The sequence below is a fragment of the Bombilactobacillus mellis genome (assembly GCF_000967245.1).
GTDB lineage: Bacteria > Bacillota > Bacilli > Lactobacillales > Lactobacillaceae > Bombilactobacillus > Bombilactobacillus mellis.
In genome coordinates this window covers 125001-147869 of the sequence record NZ_KQ033877.1, presented here as the reverse complement: position 1 = coordinate 147869, position 22869 = coordinate 125001, and the positions used below count along the sequence as shown (strand labels likewise).

19 protein-coding genes are annotated in these 22869 nt (G+C 35.1%); 7 read left to right on the top strand and 12 right to left on the bottom strand.

What is annotated here, in order from left to right; genetic code table 11:
* The first annotated feature begins 26 nt into the window (after positions 1-26).
* Positions 27-791 (top strand): tyrosine-protein phosphatase, encoded by a 765-nt coding sequence (locus JG29_RS00650; RefSeq protein ID WP_045922046.1) that lies wholly within the window; start codon positions 27-29, stop codon positions 789-791.
* A 41-nt stretch (positions 792-832) separates the two neighbouring features.
* Here the strand turns inward: JG29_RS00650 and JG29_RS00645 are convergent, their stop codons facing one another.
* The 3 genes from JG29_RS00645 to JG29_RS00635 all read right to left on the bottom strand — a co-directional run bounded on the left by JG29_RS00645 (position 833) and on the right by JG29_RS00635 (position 4817).
* Complete coding sequence (locus JG29_RS00645) at positions 833-2272, bottom strand: glycoside hydrolase family 32 protein (protein ID WP_045922045.1); 1440 nt, start codon at positions 2270-2272, stop codon at positions 833-835.
* A gap of 171 nt (positions 2273-2443) precedes the next feature.
* A complete protein-coding gene (nagA, locus tag JG29_RS00640) occupies positions 2444-3601 on the bottom strand; it encodes an N-acetylglucosamine-6-phosphate deacetylase (RefSeq protein WP_045922044.1) in 1158 nt (385 codons plus the stop codon).
* A 151-nt stretch (positions 3602-3752) separates the two neighbouring features.
* Positions 3753-4817, bottom strand: a complete 1065-nt coding sequence (locus tag JG29_RS00635; protein ID WP_045922043.1) for a D-alanine--D-alanine ligase family protein — start codon at positions 4815-4817, stop codon at positions 3753-3755.
* Positions 4818-5072: 255 nt separating this feature from the next.
* On the opposite strand from JG29_RS00635, the gene JG29_RS00630 reads away from it, so the two are divergent.
* Positions 5073-6014: a DUF1002 domain-containing protein gene (locus tag JG29_RS00630; protein ID WP_045922042.1), complete on the top strand. Its 942-nt coding sequence runs from the start codon at positions 5073-5075 to the stop codon at positions 6012-6014.
* Positions 6015-6164: 150 nt separating this feature from the next.
* Here JG29_RS00630 and JG29_RS00625 read toward each other — a convergent pair whose 3' ends face one another.
* Together JG29_RS00625 and JG29_RS00620 are read right to left on the bottom strand one after the other, a co-directional pair.
* Positions 6165-7028 (bottom strand): CAP domain-containing protein, encoded by an 864-nt coding sequence (locus JG29_RS00625; protein ID WP_045922041.1) that lies wholly within the window; start codon positions 7026-7028, stop codon positions 6165-6167.
* Positions 7029-7113: 85 nt separating this feature from the next.
* On the bottom strand, positions 7114-7758 hold the full coding sequence (locus JG29_RS00620) for a ribonuclease H family protein (protein ID WP_045922040.1): 645 nt from the start codon (positions 7756-7758) through the stop codon (positions 7114-7116).
* An 82-nt stretch (positions 7759-7840) separates the two neighbouring features.
* On the opposite strand from JG29_RS00620, the gene JG29_RS00615 reads away from it, so the two are divergent.
* The 3 genes from JG29_RS00615 (at position 7841) to cls (ending at position 10598) form a co-directional block, all read left to right on the top strand.
* Positions 7841-8683 carry an alpha/beta hydrolase gene (locus JG29_RS00615; RefSeq protein WP_052696258.1) on the top strand — a complete coding sequence of 281 codons (843 nt, stop codon included), beginning with the start codon at positions 7841-7843 and terminating at the stop codon, positions 8681-8683.
* Positions 8683-9075, top strand: coding sequence for a hypothetical protein (locus JG29_RS00610; RefSeq protein ID WP_045922039.1), 393 nt, complete (start codon positions 8683-8685; stop codon positions 9073-9075). The genes JG29_RS00615 and JG29_RS00610 overlap by 1 nt, the downstream gene beginning before the upstream one ends.
* A 62-nt stretch (positions 9076-9137) precedes the next feature.
* Positions 9138-10598 carry a cardiolipin synthase gene (cls, locus tag JG29_RS00605; protein WP_045922038.1) on the top strand — a complete coding sequence of 487 codons (1461 nt, stop codon included), beginning with the start codon at positions 9138-9140 and terminating at the stop codon, positions 10596-10598.
* Positions 10599-10604: 6 nt separating this feature from the next.
* Here the strand turns inward: cls and JG29_RS00600 are convergent, their stop codons facing one another.
* From JG29_RS00600 to JG29_RS00575, 6 genes are all read right to left on the bottom strand, one after another.
* A complete protein-coding gene (locus JG29_RS00600; RefSeq protein ID WP_232297067.1) occupies positions 10605-11918 on the bottom strand; it encodes an MATE family efflux transporter in 1314 nt (437 codons plus the stop codon).
* Between the two features lie 199 nt (positions 11919-12117).
* Complete coding sequence (locus JG29_RS00595) at positions 12118-14628, bottom strand: glycoside hydrolase family 31 protein (protein ID WP_045922036.1); 2511 nt, start codon at positions 14626-14628, stop codon at positions 12118-12120.
* Positions 14629-14643: 15 nt separating this feature from the next.
* Positions 14644-16155: an MFS transporter gene (locus JG29_RS00590; RefSeq protein ID WP_045922035.1), complete on the bottom strand. Its 1512-nt coding sequence runs from the start codon at positions 16153-16155 to the stop codon at positions 14644-14646.
* Positions 16156-16185: 30 nt separating this feature from the next.
* Positions 16186-17598, bottom strand: a complete 1413-nt coding sequence (gene uxaC, locus JG29_RS00585) for a glucuronate isomerase (RefSeq protein WP_045922034.1) — start codon at positions 17596-17598, stop codon at positions 16186-16188.
* An 18-nt stretch (positions 17599-17616) separates the two neighbouring features.
* The gene (uxuA, locus tag JG29_RS00580; RefSeq protein ID WP_198139884.1) at positions 17617-18693 is read right to left on the bottom strand and encodes a mannonate dehydratase; all 1077 of its coding nucleotides are present in this window, start codon (positions 18691-18693) and stop codon (positions 17617-17619) included.
* Positions 18694-18707: 14 nt separating this feature from the next.
* Positions 18708-20339, bottom strand: coding sequence for a mannitol dehydrogenase family protein (locus JG29_RS00575; RefSeq protein WP_045922032.1), 1632 nt, complete (start codon positions 20337-20339; stop codon positions 18708-18710).
* Positions 20340-20518: 179 nt separating this feature from the next.
* Between JG29_RS00575 and JG29_RS00570 the strand changes: the two genes are divergently transcribed.
* Positions 20519-21214 carry a GntR family transcriptional regulator gene (locus JG29_RS00570; RefSeq protein WP_232297084.1) on the top strand — a complete coding sequence of 232 codons (696 nt, stop codon included), beginning with the start codon at positions 20519-20521 and terminating at the stop codon, positions 21212-21214.
* 43 nt (positions 21215-21257) lie between these two features.
* Here JG29_RS00570 and JG29_RS00565 read toward each other — a convergent pair whose 3' ends face one another.
* The gene (locus JG29_RS00565; protein WP_045922030.1) at positions 21258-21725 is read right to left on the bottom strand and encodes a hypothetical protein; all 468 of its coding nucleotides are present in this window, start codon (positions 21723-21725) and stop codon (positions 21258-21260) included.
* A gap of 134 nt (positions 21726-21859) precedes the next feature.
* Here JG29_RS00565 and JG29_RS00560 point away from each other — a divergent pair, with 134 nt between their 5' ends.
* Complete coding sequence (locus JG29_RS00560) at positions 21860-22690, top strand: aldo/keto reductase (RefSeq protein WP_376890641.1); 831 nt, start codon at positions 21860-21862, stop codon at positions 22688-22690.
* The last annotated feature ends 179 nt before the right edge of the window (positions 22691-22869 follow it).

Below are 22869 nucleotides of genomic sequence, written 5' to 3'. Positions count from 1 at the left end.
CCATCATTTTAAGGAGGCTTTAGCAAATGCAACGGATTTTTAAATTTTCTCAGACTTATAATTTTCGTGAACTAGGCGGCTATCCTACTCAAGACCAACGCCAAATTCGCAGCCATAAAATTCTGCGTGCAGCTTATTTAACCCAATTAACGACTTCTGAACTGCAGCAACTGCACAATTACGGATTACGATATATTATTGATCTGCGTTCTGATTATGAACGACAACAATGGCCGGATCCCACAGCAGATTTTTTAACAACCATTCATTTACCACTGTATGCACAAAATATTGATGATCACCTTTATCAAGCTCTTCCTGCTCAAGATAAATATGATAACCTGCCTGGAATTTATCAACAAGTAGTTTTGGATCCAACAGCGCAAAAAGTCTTTTACCAATTTTTTCAGATCTTATTGCATAATGATCAACCCCGTCAGGCCGTAGTCTTTCATTGTTCAGCCGGTAAAGATCGCACTGGTATTATGGCCATTTTATTTTTACTACTTATGCAGGTTCCACAAAAATATATTACCCAGGATTATTTGCTTTCCAATTTGATGTATCAAAACAAAATCGATCTCTCTTCTTTAAATAATCCGAACAACCAAACGATTAAGAAAATGAATTTTACACAAGCGGATCAGGCCGCAGTTACAGCCATAAACAAAGCAATTTTGGCAACTTATCACACTTGGAATAACTTTCAAGAACAAATATTAGGCCTATCATCTGCTGATTATCAAAAATTACGCGCAATTTATACACAAAAGCAGACATCTTCCCAATAGCCTTTTTAAATAAAACATCGAAAATAATAAATTACGAGAACTTATATCTCATAATGATAATTATTAGTCTGACTACTAAGTTGATAAATGACGCACTGAACGTCAGCCGCTTTGTCAGTTGTCATTGTAATAAGCGGTGAATTTTGGAAATAATAACGTTCCGTCAATACTGCCTCGCCATCATTTAAAAAAATCTCTACCGAACTTGTATCTAAAAAAATTTGCAGCTTTAACTCAGGGCAACTGGATAAGGCAGCTATTCGTACACCCGGTCGATTAAAATTATACAAAAGAAATTGGTGGCGAGTTTGATTGTATTGCAAAGTTAGATGATTAGGTGTCGGTGGATCGCTCATTTTAATATTCAAATTCAGATCATTTACTTGTGTGAGGTCAATTTTTAAGTTAATTTCTAATTGTGAGTACCCTTGAATCAAAGTTACAGTCTGCTTGGTTGGCCAAGACTTATTGACTAAAACTTGCTGGCGAAGAGTTTTGGTTTCGGCAATGGGCTGTTGATACAAATGTTCATTTTTATACACTAGTTCTCGAGGCAACGTCAAGGCCCCCGCCCAGCCGTCGGCTTGTTCCAGCATTTCATTATCCCACATATTTAACCAGCCAATCATAATTCTGCGTCCATCAGGTGTTAACATGGTTTGGGCCGCATAAAAGTCATGACCTTGATCCAATTCCTGAAATGAACCGTGCACTAATGCAGGTTGTTGATAATCTAGACGTCCTACAAAATAGCCGGTCTGGTATAAGTTCAAATAACGTTGTGCTTGAGCTTGAATTCCCTGCGGTGAAATGAGTAAGATATCTTGCCCATTGAGGCGAAACAAATCTGGGCACTCCCACATATAGCCTTCGGTTGCAGCCGTTTGTGCTTGAGCCAAGATACCTAAATAATGCCAATGTTTCAGATCCGCTGTCTGATAAAATAAAAGCTGACCTAAACCGGTTGGACTTTGGCCACCGATAACTGCATAGTAAAGGCCATCATATTCCCAAACTTTCGGATCACGAAAATTCTCCGTATTATCCAGCGGTGGCTGAGCAATTACCGGATTATTAAGATATTTAGTAAAATGCCGTCCATCATAGCTGACAGCCAGATTTTGATTCTGCCAATATTCATTAACATTTGAACGATTATAATAATTATTGCCTGTATAAAGCAGATGCAAGCCTTGGTCCTTTATCAGAGCACTCCCGGAAAAACAGCCATCATGATCAGTCCAGCTATTTGGCTTGATGGCAATGGGTAAAGTTTGCCAGTGTAATAAATCCCGACTGCGGGCATGTCCCCAAGACATGGGGCCCCAAGTGGCTGAATAAGGATGATACTGATAAAAAACATGATAATAACCTTGAAAATAACAGAGACCATTAGGATCATTAATCCAGCCGGCAGGCGCCATTAGGTGATAACCGAGGCGATAGCGGTGATTAGTTACTTGAATAGGGGCGATTGTCATTTTAATGCCTCGCTTTTTTATTCCCAAAAATGAATTTTAAACTTAAAATCTTTCCATACACTTCACATTAAGAATAAATAGAACAATTAAAAATTTCAAGAAATGTATAATGTTCTTTACACTACCATAAAGATACTAAAAATCTTTCTTAAACCATAATATTTGCCCCAACTACTGAGCCTGATAGCGCTGAATACCATCTAAATAGGTAGCTTGCAAATTCATTTGTGTATCTAAAACAATAAAATCTGCTGCTCGACCAGGGGAAATAGCTCCTGCCCAATTCATCAAACCACTACTTTTAGCAGGAGTAGCAGTTGCCATCTCAACGGCTTGTTTTGGTGTTGCAATGTTCCAATCAAATAAGTTTTTAACTGCAATATTTAACTGTAAAACACTACCGGCTAAATTATGTGTGGAATCTTTTAAACGTACAGCGCCATTTTTCATAATTACAGGCAATTCCCCTAACATATATTCACCTTCCGGCATTAAACCCGCGGACATACAATCGGTAACTAAAAGGACGTGTTCCGGGTTTTTGATTTGAATTAGAATCTGGGCAGCATTGGGGTGGACATGATAACCATCGCAAATTAACTCCGCATTAATGCCTTCCAAACTCATGGCTGCTCCTACCATCCCCAAAGCCCGATGATTTAGCGGACTCATCGCATTATAAGTATGTGTAAACGTAGTTGCGCCCGCTTGTACACAGGCTTGAGCCTGCTCAAAAGTTGCTGAACTATGACCTAAACATACTGTGACGCCACTTTGTCTGGCAGCCATTGTAAATTCCACTGCACCCTTTCTTTCGGGAGCAATCGTTATTTGCTTAAGTAGACCTTGAGCGGCCTGCTGCCACTTTTGCAAAAGATGAAAATCAGGATCTTTAAAGTACTTCGAATTTTGGGCTCCTTTATGTTCTGAAGTTAAAAAGGGCCCTTCAAAATTGATCCCGGCTACTTTGGCTCCAGTAAATTTAGTTATATTTTGAGCAATGGTTTGACAGATATTTTGTAATTGCAGTTCTGAACCTGTAACTGTTGTAGGCAACCACGAGGTTACTCCACATTGTAATAAACCTTCCGAGATTATATTCAGACCTTCTGCATCATTGTCCATAACATCATGGCCCAAAAGTCCATGGATATGGGTATCAATCAGGCCTGGTGCAATCCAACTATGACTATAATCTAAAATTTCACCTACAGGTTTTTCAGATTCAGTCAAATAGCGGCCAAACTTCCCCGCATCAGTTATTTCTAAATAACCGCCGTTTTTGGTCATATTAGGTAAAAAGAATTTTGCTGCCTGTACATATTTCATCCTCACACCTCCACAATTAGCATAATCTCATTAATTGTACAAAGTTTATTGACAAATAACAATCTTGGCATACAAAAAAGCTGCGGTCCGATGATCGCAGCTTTATTAAACTAAAATAAAACAATAAATTAATGCTGTTAATTATCAATAACTATGCGTTTGCTTGTTCTTGAGCAGCATAAATGCGTAATTTACTTTGAATAATCTTCTCACATAAATCTGCATAATTAATGCCAACAACAGCGGCTTCTCGCGGAATTAAAGAACGAGGCGTCATACCAGGTAAAGAATTAGCTTCCATGACATAGGCTTTATTATCCGCAACCAGAAAATCAATCCGGCCATAATTTTGCATACCTAAAGCTTGAAAAGTTTGTTTCGTTAACCGTTGCATTTGTTCTTGCACATCAGCATCAATTTCAGGCGGGGTAATGAATTGAGTAACACTATTATCTTGAAATTTGTGTTCAAAATCATACCATCCATTGGTTACCACAATTTCTACTGGTGGCAACACCTGATCATCAATAATAGCTACCGAAAATTCCCGGCCCTGAATATATTTTTCAATCAAAACTTCTTGATCAAACCGCAAAGCATCTGTCAAAGCAGCGGATAAATCTTGAGCTTGCTTAACAATATGTGTACCCACACTAGAACCACCGTTACAAGGTTTAACAACTACCGGAAAGTCAAAGGGAATAGCTGAAGGATCGATATCGGCTTGATTGGCCACAATATACTCAGCAGTAGGAATTTGATTTTGTTGAAAAATCTCCTTGGAAAATTTTTTATTCATTGCTAAACCAGAAGCCAAGGTATCGCTACCTGTATAACGAATTTCAAATAAGTCCAATACAGCCTGCACTTTTCCGTTCTCACCATCTTCACCATGAAGGCCCAGATAAACTATATCTGCTGCTTGACAAATTTTTAAAACATTAGGTCCAAACAAGGCCTTACTCTTACCGGGACGCAAGGCATTAATTTTGTCATCTGTCAGCACTTCATCACTAATTTTACTAGGATCATCAGGTTCAGGCTCCGTTGTAAATAATTGATCCACTGTCAAGTTCTGAAGATCTTTGCCCAAAAACAAATCTACTAAAGCTACTTGATATCCTTTAGAGCGCAGAGCATTAGTAATCTTGACCCCAGAAGATAAAGAAACGTTCCGTTCGGTGCTGCGGCCACCAGCTAAAACTACAATTTTCATAGATTTTCTCCTTATTAAAATCCAATTTATCTGTATTTCTAGAACCTTAAGTGTAACATAAAACACAGGCAATAGTCAGCCCCTTTTAATAAAACGTTATCATTATTTTCAAGATATGGCTTGAACACTATTTGTTGTTTGGATTTTATTGAACACCTTTTTGCCAATTCCCAGGGAAAGATTCGCAACTTCTTGGAGCTTTTTCGCCGCTGCTGTTATAATAAAATTATGATTGGAATATAAAGGAGTTTATCAATGAAAAAATTATTCAGTCTGTTTTTGTCGCTGTTTGTCTTATGTACTGGTATTTTCGCATTAGCACAAAATGTTCAAGCTGATAATTGGGATACCCCCGTTATGACATTGGGTTCCTCCTTAACTTCTGAACAGCGGCAGGGCACTATCGATGTTTTATCCGCTAAAATTCATAATAATAATTCGCAGCAATTAACAATCACTGGTGATACTTTAGTTAAATATTTAAACCCCGCCGGAAATAACTTTACGAGCAACTCGGGAGTTTGGTCCTCAGCGTTAATCGAAAAAACTGGCCGTGGTTCCGGCATTAATGTAGAAATTGTTTCTTATAATGGTAAGGATAATATCACTACTATCACTGCCAATCAGTATCGTAATGCGGCTGTAACTGCGGGCATTACAGATGCAAATATTTACGTTACTTCGGCGATTCCGATTGATGGTTCTGGAGCTTTAGCCGGTGTGTATGCTGCTTTTAATCAAAACGGTAATACCCTCAATCAAAATCAGGTCAATGCTGCCCAAAATGAAATGGGGACTCTCAGTAAAATCACACAACAAAATGAGGGCGAAAAAAATTACAGTGATGCGCAATTAAATAACGCGGTTGCACAGGCTAAAAGTGACATGGCAAAAATAGGACCCCATATTACAATTAACCAGATTACTAATATTGTTAATAACACTATTAAAGATAATAATTTACAAAATGTTTTATCAGATAACCAGAAGCAACAAATTATTAATCTCTTAGTTAATGTACGTGATTCTGGTGCCTTAAATCATGGTGATTTTAAAGATCAAGCTAATAAATTAAGTGACACTATAAAAGATAAAGCTCAGGGTATTTTTAATAAAGTCAATACTCCCCAAAATCAAAACTTATTGCAGCAAATTTGGAATGGTATCGTTAATTTCTTCTATAACCTATTCCATTAACAACTACTATAATTTTTAAAAATGGTGGGTGCTGATTTATTGTTATAAAATCTATCAGGCAGAAAGAACATTGTTCTTTCTGCCTGATTATTTATATAAGCTAAAGTTTATAAAATGCTTTTTTCAAAAACTTGATGCGACCTCAATAATTTAGCGTTGGATAATGGCCGTTTTGGCATTATCATAGTGTGATAAGTAAGGAGCTCTTTCACCAATTTCTTGTACATATTTTTCATAGTCCTGAATCCCAGCCAGTTCATCCGGTTCAATTGCCGGTTTTAAAAAAGTCTGTACGATATAAAAACGGCCGTAATTGTCAGGTACTATCCCCATCCCCACTTGGGTAAAATATGGATTCAGCATACTCTTACGATGGCCTAAATTAGGATTCCCCGGATCATCATAGAATTCCGCAATTGCATTAAGAGCGTTCTTCTTATTATTATAAAGATTAAAGGCTGTTTCAATATTCTCGGCAGCATATCCTTGCGGATGACTTTCCAACCACCAGCCATTGTGGCTTAAATAGCCTTGCTGTTTTAAAGCTTGCGCCCGCTGCTGTGAAAAATTATTTAACTGTTCATTGGCCATTAAGGGCTGCAAGTTATTTTGTATACGCAGACGGTTTAATTCTACCAGCATCTCGTTAACAACTGATCCTTGTGGCGGAATGGTCGTTAATAACTGACCGGTGCGTACATCAAAATTGGCTTGACTCTGATCAGCACGCAGCCATTCTGAAGCAGAAACTTGATACATTAATTGTTGATAAAAATTATCAGAGCCGCCATTAAAATAGCGCAGACCATTAACTTGCCAATCGGTATTACCCGGTAAAAGCCGACCAATAATCCGCTCGCCTTTATTATTATAAAGATAAGCATAAGGCTTTTGGGACACTGTAGCTACAGGATAATTATAAGTAGCAGCTTTACTTGGAGAATTATCTATCGCCAAGCTAAGAACAATAAAAAATATCCAAGTCAATCCTATCAGACCTTTTTTAAAGCGCATAGGCCTTCCCTCCCTTTTCTTAATTTTACCATGATTGAACCACAATCAAACAAAATTAATCCAAGTGCTGTAGCAAAATGTTAGATTACATTTGGTCCATGGTCTGATTAAGAAGGTGATCAACAAAATTATTATTTTTATTATTGCTATGTCCCTTAGTCCAAGAAAATTGCAGCTTACTAAATAATTGGAGTTGTTGTTCCAGCTGCTGCCATAAATCACAATTTGCTACCGGTTGACCATTAGCTTTCTTCCAGCCGCGCTGCCGCCAAGTTGCTAGCCATCCTTGGGTTAATGGATTAAGCACATATTGAGAATCGGCTACTAATAAAATTTTTTGAGAATTATAGTGTAAACTGGTCAACTTCTGTAAACCGCGCAAAACAGCCGTTAGTTCCATTTGATTATTAGTTGCCCCATACTGGCCGGCACTAGCTTGATATGAACGTTGAGCCGTTTTGATTAAATAAGCCCAGGCCGCTTTATCATCAGCTTGAACGTGCCCTCCAGCATGAGTTCCCGTATTTCGAGTTCCGCCATCGGTATATAGCCAAATATCAGGGTGCTGGTGGCAAACAGGTTTTTCTTGTAAAAAAGCCTGTGCCTGTTGGAAATTATCAAATTTTTTAAAAACTGCCCCTTTGAAGCCTTTAACTTGCTTTTCAGTCTGGGCCCAAGTGGCGTAAATACCGGGCCGACGACCTTTCTTTACTGCATAATACTTTTCCATTTTTTCTCCTTAAGCTAGAATTAAATCTTAAATAACTGTATGATAACTTAGTAAACCAGATCAATTCAAGGAGACCAAGAACATGGGATTAGGGAATCAAAGAAAATTTCGGCGGCAACATTCTGCTTATATACCTACTTGCCAACTACCGAAAAATCTTTCTGTTTCTTCCAGTCAAGAACAAATCCCTACATTTTATGTTCATGGCTTTCGCGGCGGCGATTATACAACCCAACAAATGGTTAGTTCGGCCCAAGAATTTACCCAAGTACCTGTTTTTTTACGAGCGACAGTTGATTGGAGCAGTAAAATTCACTATTCCGGTTATTGGAGTACTGCTCGATTTCCCATCGTGCAATTGGTGTTTAAGGATCGCTGGATCCCCTCGATGATTATCGAACGTTGGTTTAACCAAATTTTAAATGATCTTTATCAACGTTATCATTTTAAATCTTATAATGCCATTGGTCATTCTTTAGGAGCAGTGGCATTAGTTTCGTTCTTAATAAATACTTATAATAAGCCCCTACCCCAAATCAGACGTTTGGCTTTAATAGCTGGTCCTTTTGATGGTGTAGTGGCCTTTGGTGATCTTCCTAATATTAATCCTTTAAGTCCCCAGGGTCGACCTGCTTTTATGACTCCAAAGTATCTGTGGACCTATCTCAACCGGGTCAAATTTCCTAAAAACGCCCAAATTTTAAATGTTTTCGGTAACATTAATGATTCTTCCAACACCGATAAATATGTTTCTGTCAGTTCTGCTCGTTCGATCAAATATATTTTAAAACCACAGGTTCAACAATTTCTTGAGTACAACGCTGTCGGTACTAGCGGTGAACATTCCCAAATGCACGACGACAAAAATGTCCTTCAAGTCATTAATAACTTTATTTATGTCCCCCAACAAAGGAAGCCTCAATAATGGAACAACTTCGAAATTACCACCCTATTTTAACTGAAAATTATCGCTGGGATTTTTTAAGTAATTTATCCGGCAAAGCTCTTATGAATTTTTTAAACACCGATATTAATACAACAGCCCAGTTTGCCAATCAGGCAATGCAGCAAATCATGTCTAATCAAGGTCTGATTTGGGGCGTTACCCTTAAAAATTCCAGCATCCTCATTGGATTAATTGAGCTAACAGATATTCATAATCAAGATCTCACCTTAAACTTACGTTTTCAACAAGAAGTTCCCGCAGAAATTTTAAGCCGATTACGCTATTTTATCTTTCAACAATTAAATATTCTTCAAGTTCTATTTAAAGGGTCAGCTTATACCTATCAAAAATATAAAGATTTTTTTGCTTAAACAGCCCATAAAATTCCAGATGAGTTAAACTAATAATTAATAATGATTCACGGAGTTTTTCTATGACTTGGATTATTGATATCTTTCTAATTATCATTCTGCTAAATACTATTGCTGCCATCATCACTGTTTTTCACCGACAGCGTAGTATTCCTGCGACCCTTGCTTGGTTAACAGTTTTGACTTTACTACCTATTATAGGTTTTTTTATTTTTGCCTTTTTGGGTCGGGGAATCGCTCAAGAGAATCTTTTTAATATCAGCCACGAGGAACATATCGGATTAGATCACCTCAAAGACATGGTCCAACAAGAGCTGGCAAGTCAAAGGCCCCATTCCGCCAACGAAACCACGAACTTAGTAAAACGACAGGCTAAATATTTTGACAAATACGAAGATGCCCCGATTACAACTCATAATGAAACTCAAATTTTTACAGACGGCAAAGCCAAATTTGCTGCTTTATTTCAAGATATCAAAAATGCCCAGGAAACTATTAACATCGAATATTATTCCTTTATTAATGATCGACTGGGACAAAAAACGGTGCAGCTTTTAACTCAAAAGGCCGCTGAAGGTGTAGAAGTTCGCGTTATTTATGATCGCTGGGGTTCTCCCGGAGCTAATAAAAAATTTTTTGCACCTTTAATTCAAGCTGGCGGACAAGTAATGCCGTTTATTACTTCTCAAAACGCAATTACCAAAAATCGACTTAATTATCATTTACATCGTAAAATAGTAGTGATTGATGGTTTTATCGGCTGGACAGGGGGCTTTAATATTGGTGAACAATATCTGGGCTTGAAAGATAAATTCGGCTATTGGCGTGATACTCACGTGCGTATTTTTGGTTACGCTGCCCTTTCTTTACAAGAACGTTTTATTCTAGACTGGAATGCCTCAGTAGATAAGCATCATCAAAAAATACTTTTTCAAGAAAAATATTTTCCAACTCACCTTAAACATTCCATTGGTGTTACTCCCATCCAAATCGTGTCTGATGGACCAGATAGTCAATTTGATACTTTAAAGGGCGGGTTCATGAGTCTAGTTATGAATGCGCGCAAAAGTATTATCATTCAAACGCCTTATTTAATTCCTGACGATTCAATGATTGATGCTTTACTAGTAGCCGCTCGTTCTGGAGTCAAAATTAAAATTATGATTCCCAACAAGCCTGACCATCCCTTTATTTATCGAGCTACTCAATTTTATGCGAATCTGTTTACCAGAAATGGCATAGAAGTATATATCTACAATCAGGGATTTATGCATGCGAAAACCGCCGTTTTTGATAATGAGGTTGCAACTATTGGCTCGATGAATCAAGATTATCGTAGTTACAGTCTCAATTTTGAAGCTAATGCTTTTTTTTATGATAAAAAAGTCAGTCGGCAACTTACTAATATTTTTCAAAATGATATGCAGCACAGTACACTTTTGACCACCCAAATGATTGCCCAACAATCGCATTGGCTGCGTTTCAAGCAATTATTTTCTAGATTGTTGTCACCTATACTATAAACTGTACTAATCAATTGGGGAAAAAGCTGGATCTTTTCTTATAATTATTACCAGAATAAATGAGCAAATTATTAATGATATTCCCCAAGCAATTTGATTAGCATAACAAATTGCAGTATACCCCCAGGAAAGTATTGACAAATAGCTCGCTGACGCCCTTCCGATTAATTCTCCTACTCCTGAAGCCATAGCATAAATGCTATGACCTAGGCCCTGTATTGTATTTCTGAAAATCATTAGCATCCCATGAATAATAAAAAAGTAACTGATAGTGGTTAAGTAGAGATCCGTCAGAGAAAAAACCTGTTTACTGGTTACACCCAACATCAAAGTAATTAATGAATTTTTGAAAAGACAAACAAGTAATAGTGAAAACAATGACCAAATAAATTGAATAATAGTACCATTTCTAACTCCTTGTTTAATTCTATCGATTTGGCTGGCCCCATAATTTTGGGCAGTATAGGTAGCCATGGCTGTTCCTACACTTTCCATAGGTAGTGTAAATAACTGCCTTATTTTTTCTGCAGCCGCTTGGGCAGCAATTGCCGATGTTCCCAACAAGTTAATAGCATACTGCATAATAATTGCTCCGATCGCTGAGATAGAATATTCGAATCCCATGGGAAAGCCTATAAAGCAAATCTTTAAAATTTTCTTTTTATTAAAAAATTTTGTAGATAAAGTTACTTTCACAAATTGTTTTTGTTTAACATAATAAATAGCATTCATCATTCCTGCAATAAATTCACTAATTACCGTAGCCAAGGCTATGCTCTTAATTCCTAAATTAAATACAAGAATAAATAAAAGGTCCAAAAAAATATTTATTATTAAAGAAATCACTAGAAAATAAAAAGGCTGCTTAGAATTGCCAAAGGCTCTAAGGACACTGGCGGAATAATTATATAGAATGTTAGCCGGTATTCCGGCAAAGGAGATTAACGTAAAAATTATCGTTAGATTAAATATTTTTGGGGGTGTATGTAACATGATTAGTAGACTATTAGTATTAATAATCATGACCACAGTTAAAATAATTGATAATAAAAAACAAACCACAATGCCGGCTAACAGATCACATTTGACTTCTTTATATTCTTTTCTGCCAATATCCTGTGATAAGGGAATACTAAAGCCAATACAACTTCCCTGCACAAAACCCAAAATAAGAAAATTTAATGGATAATATGTTCCTACAGCTGCTACAGCCTCAATTCCTAAAAAGTGGGAAACGATCAGTGTATCAATAAAATTATATAATTGCTGGAAAATGCTGCTTCCAATAAGGGGAAAAGAAAATAATAGTATCCTTTTCATAGATGATCCAGTACTTAGATCCAATTCCTGCTGCATAAAGCTTATAAACCTCTATTATAAAAATCAGATATTAAAAATCTTTATATTTGTTCAGTAAACCTTATTAACAAAAAAGTCTGATTAGGTTTTTCAATTCTCTTTTATACTTACCTATATCAGACTTATTTTTATAAATTTGTAGAACACTTACACTTATAAATTAATCTTTATTCATTCCTATTAAGTCGAATTCTTCCGTCGAAACAATAATATCAAAATTATCTTTTTTAGGAACAGCAGTGTTGATTAAAATAGTTCTATCAGAGAGATTATAATACCAACCTTCTTCTGCTTTTTCCCATTGACTTTTTACTAAATATCTTTTAATTTTTTTACCGTCAACTGAAACCCACAATGCGCCTTTTTGCTTACTAATAACTCTTAGAGTTAGAGATTTGATTGTTGATTTAAAGGATCCTTTACTCTTAAAGTTAATTATTTTTTGTTCATTGCCACTAACGCTAATAGTGGTTAAGCGATAAATTCCCTTTTCAAAATCATTGGATAATCCATCATCATCATAGAAAGCAAATTGAGCATCATCTTGATCACCAATTAAAATATCTAAATGCTTCATGGTGTCTGTAGTAATATGCATAACATCTTTACTTGTAGTAAAAATAGCGTTATCTCTTAAAAACATTGGAATACTGCTCAAATCAACGGGAATCTCAATCACCTGTCCCCCTTGATATTCTTGCAGATTATTATTCATATCATACCATTTTGCTCCTTGAGGTAAATACAGCTTTCTGGTTTTAGCACCTTTATCAACCACATTAGCAACAAGTATTGCCGGACCAAACATAAAAGTATCATAAGGATCATCATAGCATTTAACATCATCTTGAAAATCATAGAATAAAGGCCTCATAATAGGTTGGCCTGTAATATGAGCTTGATACATTAACGAGTAGAGATACGGTAGCATTAAATATCTTAAATGATAGGCTTGACGAACGTAATCATTATATTCTTCATACATGAATGGTTGGGTAACAGTATTATCAGTATTAGCAGAATTAATAACAAACCGAGGTTGAAAAATCCCGTTTTGGATCCATCTTAATAATAATTCTCCTTCTGGAGCTCCACCGGTAAAGCCGCCAATATCTGCACCATTATTAGCTACACCTGATAGACCCATTCCTAATATGGTTTGAATATCATACTTTAGTGTTTTCCAACTGGTTAAATTATCACCAGCCCAAGTCTGGGCGTAACGCTGAATACCGGAGTACCCAGCTCGATTAATAATATAAGGTCTACGATTGGGATATAATTCATTTACAGCATTTTTAGCAGTATAGGCCATCATATTAGCTTGAATAGGTTTTAATTCGGCCATTATCCCTCCTTTTCCTTCATTACTACAGTAAGCACTTCTATCTTCCACACCATCATATTCACAATTATCATTCCATACCGTAATGGTTCCTAAAGATAAAATTGTTTTTTTAAGAAGTTCTTTCCAAGTATTGCGAGCTGAAGGCTTAGTAAAATCTATAAACTTACCTTTTCCTCCCCACCATCGACCAATATAATCTTCTTTTCCATTTTGGATTTTTATGAATACATCGTTTTTCTTAAAATCATTCATATAGGGATGATTTTTTAATATTCCTACCTTTAGATTTGGGATAACATTTATACCCATTTTATTCATTTTTCTAAAAAATTCTGCGGGATTAGGAAATTTAATTTTATTCCAGTTAAAAGTATAACGTAAATTATCCTTTTCACCAGATGAATATCCAGAAGCTAACCAAAAGTTATCAATATTAATTTTTTCCTTGGCATAGGTATTAATTACATCATAGATTTCCTTATCATTATCCTTTTCCAATTCTGCATAATACATTGTAGAAGCAGTGTAACCCAAGCTTTGTTTAGGTGGTAACGCTTGCTTTCCAGTAAGAAAAGTATAGTTGTTAATGACATTTTTAATACTAGGTCCATTTAAGAAAAATAAATCTATGTCTCCACCATCAGTTTCATAATAACTATATGGTGACCAATATCCACTTCTTTCTTTTCCCATATCAAAGGTTGATTCATAAGAGTTATTATAAAATAAACCACAGGCCTTTTTTGATTTATCATTTAACTTTATATAAAAAGGTATATGTTTATACAAAGGATCACCATTTTCAGGATTATGTCCAATAGCATCTTTTGAAGAATTACGCATTCTGGAATATAGCTTGTCTAGTTTACCAGTTCTTTCACCAAATCCATAAAAATGATCATGATCTAAATCTATCTCATTATAATGATATTGACGTCCTAAAAAGTCTTTCTCAAAAGCTCTTTCATGTATATCATTATAAATTAGAGTTCCTTTGTTATCGTATATTGCAAAATATAACGGATTTTTGTTCAAAATAATTTTCAAAGTTTTAGTTTTAAATTGTATTTCATTTTCATTTTCTAAATATGGAATATTAAGCGCTTTTATTTTTTGTCTTTCATTCTTAAAAAGATCATCTAATTCATCTTCCCAAGCCGTAGTTATTAAAGCATATGAACGCTCTATAAATTTTTTGTTAAACGATACCCTTATTCTGACAATATCATCAGTTAAAAAAATCAGTAGAATATCAGCAGAATCAGTATTAACTATATATCCATTATCCAATTTTTTTATTTTATTAAATTTAGAAATTAACATGTTCCCCTCCTATAACTAATCTTTATTCCAAATATTTGCCCACTTATATCCTGTCAAATCTTCTACAGTTTTAATGGTTTCATTACTTGCGTTATCCTTTGATTCACCGTTACGTAATTTCTCTAATTCGTTAGTTAAAATTTTATGAGTTTTCTTATTTAAATGAAATGTTTGTGCTTCAATTAATGCAAGCAATAATAGAATCCCTGTACCTCCAACTAATATAAATACAATCATGTTTTTAGCAGATGTTGATTGCATTATTTGGCCTTTTACATAGCCTCCTTTATCTAAAAGAAATCCAACGATTATAGTAGCAACAGCGACTGTTGATTTACGAACAAATGTCATAACAGCTGCATAAATTCCTTCTCTATGTTTACCAGTAACAATTTCATCTAAATCAGGGATCAACGGGAAAACATTCCAAGGTACGAATTGTAAAATTGACAAACCAAAATTATATATTAATCCAAAAATGAATAACATTATTATTATCGCATTGGGTTTGGCTAAATATAAATACAAAAATCCACATAAAGCAAATAACTCACAACTATAAGAAACTGAATATAACCAACGAGGTCCATATTTAACCATTAAAAATCCAGATAGTATAATTACTGCTGGTCCTATTATACTTAAAGAAAGAACGTTTGCTCCTGTAGTAGAGCCTACCATGATAGCTGAAACTGCAAAATAAGCAAAAACTGCATTAAAAACATCTTTTGATGTAAAGGATAATAAATAAATAATTAAATGTTTTCTAAAAGATTTCAATTTAAGTGTAGAAAAATATTCTTTTGCTTCTTTTATTAGCAACTTTAACAAACCTTGCTTTTTTGTCTTTTTTTGCTTATTTGGAGTATCCTCATATTCTATATGTCTTTCCCAAGTAGTAAAATAAGCTATCATTATACAGATAACATAAATACATGAAAAGATAATAGCATTAAGAATAAAAGGCCATGCTTTATTTTCCCCTAGGATCTTAAATAATTGACCTGGAACAAATGTTGCTAAAAAAACTCCAATTGATGAGATAAACATTCTTGATGTAGAGAAAAGTGTTCTTTTATTAAAATCATCTGTCATTTCTGTAGGCAGAGTTTCCCATGGAATCAATACCATTGCAGCAATAATTTCAAATAATAAATAACTAATTAAATAATAAACAAAGGTCATATGTGCGACCCACATAAGTATGAAAACTAACATTAATGGTGAACCGATCAGCAAGAAAAAATGCCGTCTTCCAAATATTTGGCCTAACTTTGTTTTGTAAAAATTATCGGTAATACTTCCCATTAAAAGACTTGTTACAGCATCAACAATTCTTGCAATACCTAAAATGAAACCAGCTTGTATAGCAGTCAAACCAGCATAGGTCGTCCAGTAAAATAGTAACCATGCACCTATAATAGTAAAGGCTCCACCCCCCATCATATCTGGTAAACCATAACCTATTGCCCTTAATAAATTTATTTTTTTAGGCTTGTAAATCCTTTTTAAATTTTTGGATTCCATCTTACTAACCTCCTTATCTGTAAATTTATATTAAAAAAATCCAAAATAATTAGCGGCATTATTATAAGAAATATCTTCAACAATTTTTCCTAAGTAGTCATAATCCTCAACCACCTGACCACGTGCTACCCAGTCGCCAATTAAATCACACAGAACCCGGCGAAAATATTCATGACGGGGATAGGATAAAAAGCTTCTCGAATCAGTTAACATGCCGACAAAGTTCCCTAAAAGACTTTGTTGCGCCATAATTCGTAATTGTTCTTTGATACCTTCACGAGTATCGTTAAACCACCAAGCACATCCCAGCTGTAGCTTTTGGATACCATCTCCTTGGAAAGATTGCATTCCGGTAGCTAATTCCATCCAGTCATTGGGATTAGTTGAATATAGTATTGTTTGCGGAAGACTATCCTCATTATCAGCAAATAATTTCATTATTTCTTCCGATATAGCAGATTGTGAGCCCATAGAATCAAAACCAGTATTTGGACCTAATTGTTTCATCATTTGCGGATTACCATTGCGCAAAACATTCAGATGATATTGCATAGTCCATCCATATTTTTTGTTGAGTTTCATTAATGCTTCAATTAAGGCAGTTTGATAGCCACATATTTCTTCACTATTTAGATCATGATTATTTTTCTTAGCTTTTTGAATAATTAGATCAAGTTGTTTTTTATCCAGTTTAACAAAATAATAGTTATTTAAACCATGGTCTGATAAACGGCCACCAAGAGAATTAAAATAGTGAAAACGACTGCCTATTACATGAACAAGATCATCAAAACTACAAATTTCAATACCAGATAATTTCTCTAATTTATTTAAATATTTCCCGTAATCGCCTGTGCCAATGTTTAATAAATTATCAGGACGCATAGCTGGCAAGACTTTAAACCCATTTTCTGATTCTTTTTGAGATAGTAATTTATGGTAATGTAAATCAGAAGCAGGATCATCCGTTGTACAGACAACTTTAACATTTGCATTCTTAATTAAATTGCGTGGCTTAAATTCTTCAGTTTGTAATAATCGATTAGCTTTTTCCCAAATTGTAGGAACATTAGATACAGTAAAAGGTAAATCAATTTTAAAAAAACGTTTTAATTCTAAATTAGTCCATTCATATAATGGATTACCAATTGCTTTTTCAATAGTTTGAGCCCAAGCAACGAGTTTTTGATATTCATCACCATTACCGGTAATTAATTTCTCAGGTATTCCATTAGCTCTTTCTAAGCGCCACTTATAATGATCACCATAAATTCCATCGTTCAACCAAATGCGTGTCAAATTTGGATAATTTTTATTTTCATAAATGGCTTGGGGTTCCAAATGGCAATGATAGTCAATAATGGGCATTTTTTCAGCATGTTCATGATAAAGTTTCTTTGCAGCTGCTGTTGTTAATAAAAAATCATCATTTAATAACGCCACCCTTTCTTCCTCCTTTTCTTATTTATTACCCTTTTCAATTGCTTCCCATAAACCATTTAAATAACTAATTCCCAACGCCCTGTCATAAAGCCCATATCCGGGACGGCCATTTTCTCCCCAAATATCGCGGCCATGATCTGGACGAATATAACCATCAAAGCCGGTATCATATAACGCTTTCATTATTTCGTACATATCTAAAGAGCCAGCAGATGACAAATGGGCTGATTCATGAAAATCACCTTCTGTACCCATAAACTTAATATTACGGGCATGGATAAAAGGTGCACGATCTTTAGCTACAAATTCACGAATAATAGCGGGAACATCATTAGCCGGATTCTCTCCTAAACTCCCTGTACAAATTGTAAAGGCGTTATATGGTGATTCATGTAACTGTTCAATAGTTAACATATCTTCACGATTTTTATAAATCCTCGGTAATCCAAATAACGGCCGTGGAGGATCATCCGGATGCATTGCCATGCGGACATCACATTCTTCACAAACAGGAATAATTGCATCCAAAAAATATTTCAGATTCTCGGTTAACTTTTGCGCATCCACATCTTTATAAGCAGCAAATAATTCTTTTAATTGCGCTAATCTTTCCGGCTCCCAGCCTGGTAAGATATAACCATTAGAATTATCTTGTACTGATCGTAAAATATCTTCCGGATCTCCCTCTACTTTTTGATGCTGAAAAGCCAAATCCGTCGAACCATCTGCTAAAGGAAAATGTAAATCAGTTCTCACCCAGTCAAAGATCGGCATGAAATTATAACAAATGACTTTAATTCCGTAGGCGGAAAGATTTCTGATCGTCTGCTGATAATTTTCAATATATTGATCACGACTAGGCAAGCCAATTTTAATATCATCGTGGATATTAACTGATTCAATAACTTCCAACTTTAAACCTGCTTCGGTGACCTCTTGTTTCAAAGCAGCAATTTCGTCGTTTGGCCACACTTCTCCTACAGGAATATCAAATAAAGCTCCTACTACTTGTGTGGTACCTGGAATCTGGCGGATGTCCTGTAAAGAAATAGCATCGTCTTTAGCTCCATACCAGCGAAAACCCATATTTTTCATTGAAATATCTCCTTTTAATAATTTCCTTTTTCGGATATTGTCTGTTGAATAGTCTTAATAACAGCACCTTTACCAGTAATCATTTGAGCAAAATATTGTTCTACTTTAGTACCTAAATTAATTGCATATAAATCGTTACCAAAAATTTTTTTATTACTTAAAATAGGCTGTAAATGCTGATGAACATCAATAGCTGACCCTAATTTTATTGATTTAACGTAAGGCTGCACATCCTTTAACATTGGATCCGGGCTCAGTGTGAAACTTTGGCCTTGATCATCAATTCCCATTAAATAACGACACCAGCCAGCCAAAATTAAAGGAATGAATTCTAAATTCTGTACGTCTCGTTTAGGATCATCAAGATAATGTTGAATAGTAACACCATAACGAATAGGAATTTTTTGAGAAGTGTCAGCAGCAATTCGTTGAGGGGTATCAGGAATATTCTTATTAGGTAAACGCTTTGTAATTAATTGATTAATAAATTCTTCAGGATTAATAATTTTAGGATCTTTAACGACCGGCAAATCCTCTTGATAACCTAAATTCTTAATTAATCCTAAAAGTGTAGGATTTGCTACTTCAGCCGCAATAGATTGATAACCTAATAAGTTTCCAAAAATTGCTAAGGCAGTATGCAAAGGATTCAAACACGCAGTGACCTTCATTTGATCAGCATCATTTACTGTTTGTCGATCCGTCATTAAAACACCAGCCTTTTCCAAAGGCGGGCGACCATTAGGAAAATCGTCTTCAATAACTAAATAATGGGTTTCTTCAGTATTACCAAAAGGTGCAATATTAGTATGCTTAACTGTATGCAAAATTTGGGTGTCATCAAAACCTAGGGCTTTTAATTTTTGCGCAACTTCTTCTGAAGGATTGGGTGTGATCCGATCAATCATGCTCCACGGAAAAGTAATTTTGCTGCGATCCTGTAAATATTGAATAAAACCAGCATCCACCAACTGATTGTCTTTCCAGCCTTGAGCGATTGTCATAATTGCTTGTTCTAATTTAGCTCCATTTTGTGAAAAATTATCTGTACTTACTAAAGCTAAAGGAGCTTGATTACGTTGATAACGGGCATATAATAAATGAGCTACAGCACCCATGTTAGTAAGCGGTTTCTTCGGCCCGGCAGAAATATCTTCTTGTGCCATGGGCGTTAATGCCCCATTAATATCTGTCAAAGCATAGCCTTTTTCAGTAATAGAAAAAGTCACAAATTGTAAAGTAGGATTTTCAAAAACATCGGTTAAATAATTCCAACCTGTAGTATTATTACGATTGAAATAAACGCTGGCTCCAACACTAGCTACTAATTCTTTGTCTAAAGTACCATCACTTTTCATCGTGACACTTAATACTCGATTATTATAAGGATGGTATATTTGATCAATTACTTCATCATCATAAGTTTCGGCAACAATAACGCCACTAGTCATTTGTTTCTGATTCAATAATTGTTGGGCAATTCCTGCATGAAAACAGCGAAATAAATTGCCACCGCCAAAATGAACCCAAATTGGTGCTTTTTTCGTTGTTTCTACAACTTTGTCTTGATCATATTGTGGCAAGGTAATTTTTTTTTGAATAAACTCATTGCTATTTTGTAGATAATTATCATTCAATCTAACCATAAAGTTCTCCTCCTTTTAAAATTTTAATACACTAATATATTAGTTTGTACAACTACAATGTATCCGTTTTCGTTATAATTGTCAAGGACTTTTCAAATAAGTTTTCCCCTGAATATTGTCAAATAAACCTTATATGTTCTATACTAGCAAATAATCACTTAATCTATAAATTGAAAAGAGTGAAATATTTATTGAGTTCACCAATGAATTTAAATTCACAAGCCTATAATATTATTTTAAAAAAAATAATTAATACTACTTATAAACCGGGGCAAAAAATCTCGGAAAAAGATTTGGTTAAAGAATTAAATATCGGTCGTACTCCTGTTCGAGAAGCCATCTTACGTCTTCGGCAAGAAGGACTGGTAGCTGCCATTCCTCAGTCAGGAACTTATGTAACCAAAATTGATTTGCAAGTTGCAGCTGATGCTCGTTTTGTAAGAGAGAGTATTGAAACCCGGATTATCAGAGAAGCTGCCAGCGCAAGTGATGAACTAGCAATTAATAAGTTAAACACTATTATTGCTAATCAAAAATTCTTTACAAAACAACGACAATTTGAAAATTTTTTTTCGGAAGATGAAGCTTTTCATCATGAATTCTATAAAATGGCTGATCGGCAAAAAGTCTGGGATTGGCTGCAAACAATTAATATGCAATTAAACCGCTTTCGAATGCTACGCTTAACAATTGAAGAACTACCTTGGGAAGGACTTATTCAAGAGCATATTGCAATTTTAAGGGCTGTCAAAAATCATGAGCCAGATGAAGCCCAACGTTTATTGACTAAACACTTAAATTTAATGCTTGATGAAGAAAATGATCTTTTAAGAGCCTTTCCTAATTATTTTACAAATATTCCCCAAAATAAATAAAGAAATAAACTATTTACAGTTTATTTCTTATCTAGTTATTAATTCACAGTTGGGAAATTTCAATTTCAATATTTTGCGGAATTACTTTGCGCAAATCCTTCTTTAGCTCATCTACTGAACGATTAAAGGTCATTTGAATATTTTGACGACTAACCATTGTAAAAATAGAAATCACCTGAGGTTGGGTGTGTAAAACCTGTACTGGAATTAAAGTTACATGGGCAATTTTTTGATAGTTAACTACGGTAGCAAAAAAGCCGTTAGTCACTAACCTTTTAGTGCCAATGCCTCCTGTTCCTTGCATTAAAGTAATCGTTAAAAACGAGGCTACCATAATAATATACGGCCATGAATTAATAGGACCTGTCCATACCCACATAGCAAAGAATATCGTCCAGAAAACACAAGAGATTTTATATTTGGCTGGGATAATAATTTGCGCTTGCCAATATAAATTAAATATAAAGACCGCGATAAACAGAATATCTAAAAAAATTAACAGTCCTGTCATGATTACACCTCCGCTCATTTAAATTCTATCATGTTTTCGGTTGTAACGGCACCATTTAGTGTTAATTACTAACTATTGCACTTTACCATTATTTGCTGGAAAATAAGGATAGAAGGAGGCAGAATATATTGCAAATACCTACAATAACCACTAATAATGGTTTAAAATTACCTGCTATCGGTTTTGGAACCTATCAACTTAAAGGAGCTTTAGGCGTTAATGCAATTACCAGCGCTTTAAATATTGGTTATCGGCTTCTGGATACAGCTTTTAACTATGAAAATGAAGGTACTGTTGGAACCGCAATCAAAAGAAGTGGTATTCCCCGAGAACAAATTATTATTTCTTCGAAATTGCCAGGCCGTCATCATCATTATCAAGAAGCTTTAGAAACTATTCAAGAATCACTCTACCGGGCTGGATTAGATTATTATGATTTATATCTTATTCACTGGCCTAATCCTAAACAAGGTCTTTATCTAGAGGCTTGGCAAGCTTTAATCACTGCCCAAAAAATGGGATTAATCCGAGAAATCGGAGTATCAAATTTCTTACCGGAACATATTGATCACCTTATAGAACAAACAGGCATTACGCCAGCTGTTAATCAAATTGAATTGCACCCTTATTTTTCAGAAAGACAACTCAGAAAATATGATCAACAACACCACATTGTCACCTGGGCTTGGAGTCCTTTAGGCCGGGCCAATGCTGTCTTAAAAGATCCGATCATTGCTGGTATTGCTCAAGATGTCAATCGTAGTATTAGCCAGGTCATCTTACGTTGGGAAATTCAAATAGGGGTATTACCAATTCCTAAGTCAGCTCATAGTATACGCCAATTAGAGAATTACCAGATTTTTGATTTTGAATTATCACCAGCCCAAGTTCAAACCATCAGCAATTTAGATCGGGCCGACGGACGTACTCAAAACCAAGACCCCGCAGAATATGAAGAATTTTAACCAGGCTTGCTTCAGTTTCTAAACAACTTTAACAACCATTGATAACAAATAATTTATTTTATTTTTTTAAATTAGCACAAGACAATTGTGCTATTTTTTTTTGGAAGCATTTTCTTCCAAGCAACACCTAATTTATAGGCATTTACATTCATTTTTAGCCCATAAAAAGAGTAAAGAAA

Bases quoted from the DNA above. Each gene is read 5' to 3' on its own strand.
- JG29_RS00650 (WP_045922046.1), top strand. From the start codon at position 27: ATGCAACGGATTTTTAAATTTTCTCAGACTTATAATTTTCGTGAACTA.
- JG29_RS00645 (WP_045922045.1), bottom strand. From the start codon at position 2,272: ATGACAATCGCCCCTATTCAAGTAACTAATCACCGCTATCGCCTCGGT.
- nagA (WP_045922044.1), bottom strand. From the start codon at position 3,601: ATGAAATATGTACAGGCAGCAAAATTCTTTTTACCTAATATGACCAAA.
- JG29_RS00635 (WP_045922043.1), bottom strand. From the start codon at position 4,817: ATGAAAATTGTAGTTTTAGCTGGTGGCCGCAGCACCGAACGGAACGTT.
- JG29_RS00630 (WP_045922042.1), top strand. From the start codon at position 5,073: ATGAAAAAATTATTCAGTCTGTTTTTGTCGCTGTTTGTCTTATGTACT.
- JG29_RS00625 (WP_045922041.1), bottom strand. From the start codon at position 7,028: ATGCGCTTTAAAAAAGGTCTGATAGGATTGACTTGGATATTTTTTATT.
- JG29_RS00620 (WP_045922040.1), bottom strand. From the start codon at position 7,758: ATGGAAAAGTATTATGCAGTAAAGAAAGGTCGTCGGCCCGGTATTTAC.
- JG29_RS00615 (WP_052696258.1), top strand. From the start codon at position 7,841: ATGGGATTAGGGAATCAAAGAAAATTTCGGCGGCAACATTCTGCTTAT.
- JG29_RS00610 (WP_045922039.1), top strand. From the start codon at position 8,683: ATGGAACAACTTCGAAATTACCACCCTATTTTAACTGAAAATTATCGC.
- cls (WP_045922038.1), top strand. From the start codon at position 9,138: ATGACTTGGATTATTGATATCTTTCTAATTATCATTCTGCTAAATACT.
- JG29_RS00600 (WP_232297067.1), bottom strand. From the start codon at position 11,918: ATGAAAAGGATACTATTATTTTCTTTTCCCCTTATTGGAAGCAGCATT.
- JG29_RS00595 (WP_045922036.1), bottom strand. From the start codon at position 14,628: ATGTTAATTTCTAAATTTAATAAAATAAAAAAATTGGATAATGGATAT.
- JG29_RS00590 (WP_045922035.1), bottom strand. From the start codon at position 16,155: ATGGAATCCAAAAATTTAAAAAGGATTTACAAGCCTAAAAAAATAAAT.
- uxuA (WP_198139884.1), bottom strand. From the start codon at position 18,693: ATGAAAAATATGGGTTTTCGCTGGTATGGAGCTAAAGACGATGCTATT.
- JG29_RS00575 (WP_045922032.1), bottom strand. From the start codon at position 20,339: ATGGTTAGATTGAATGATAATTATCTACAAAATAGCAATGAGTTTATT.
- JG29_RS00565 (WP_045922030.1), bottom strand. From the start codon at position 21,725: ATGACAGGACTGTTAATTTTTTTAGATATTCTGTTTATCGCGGTCTTT.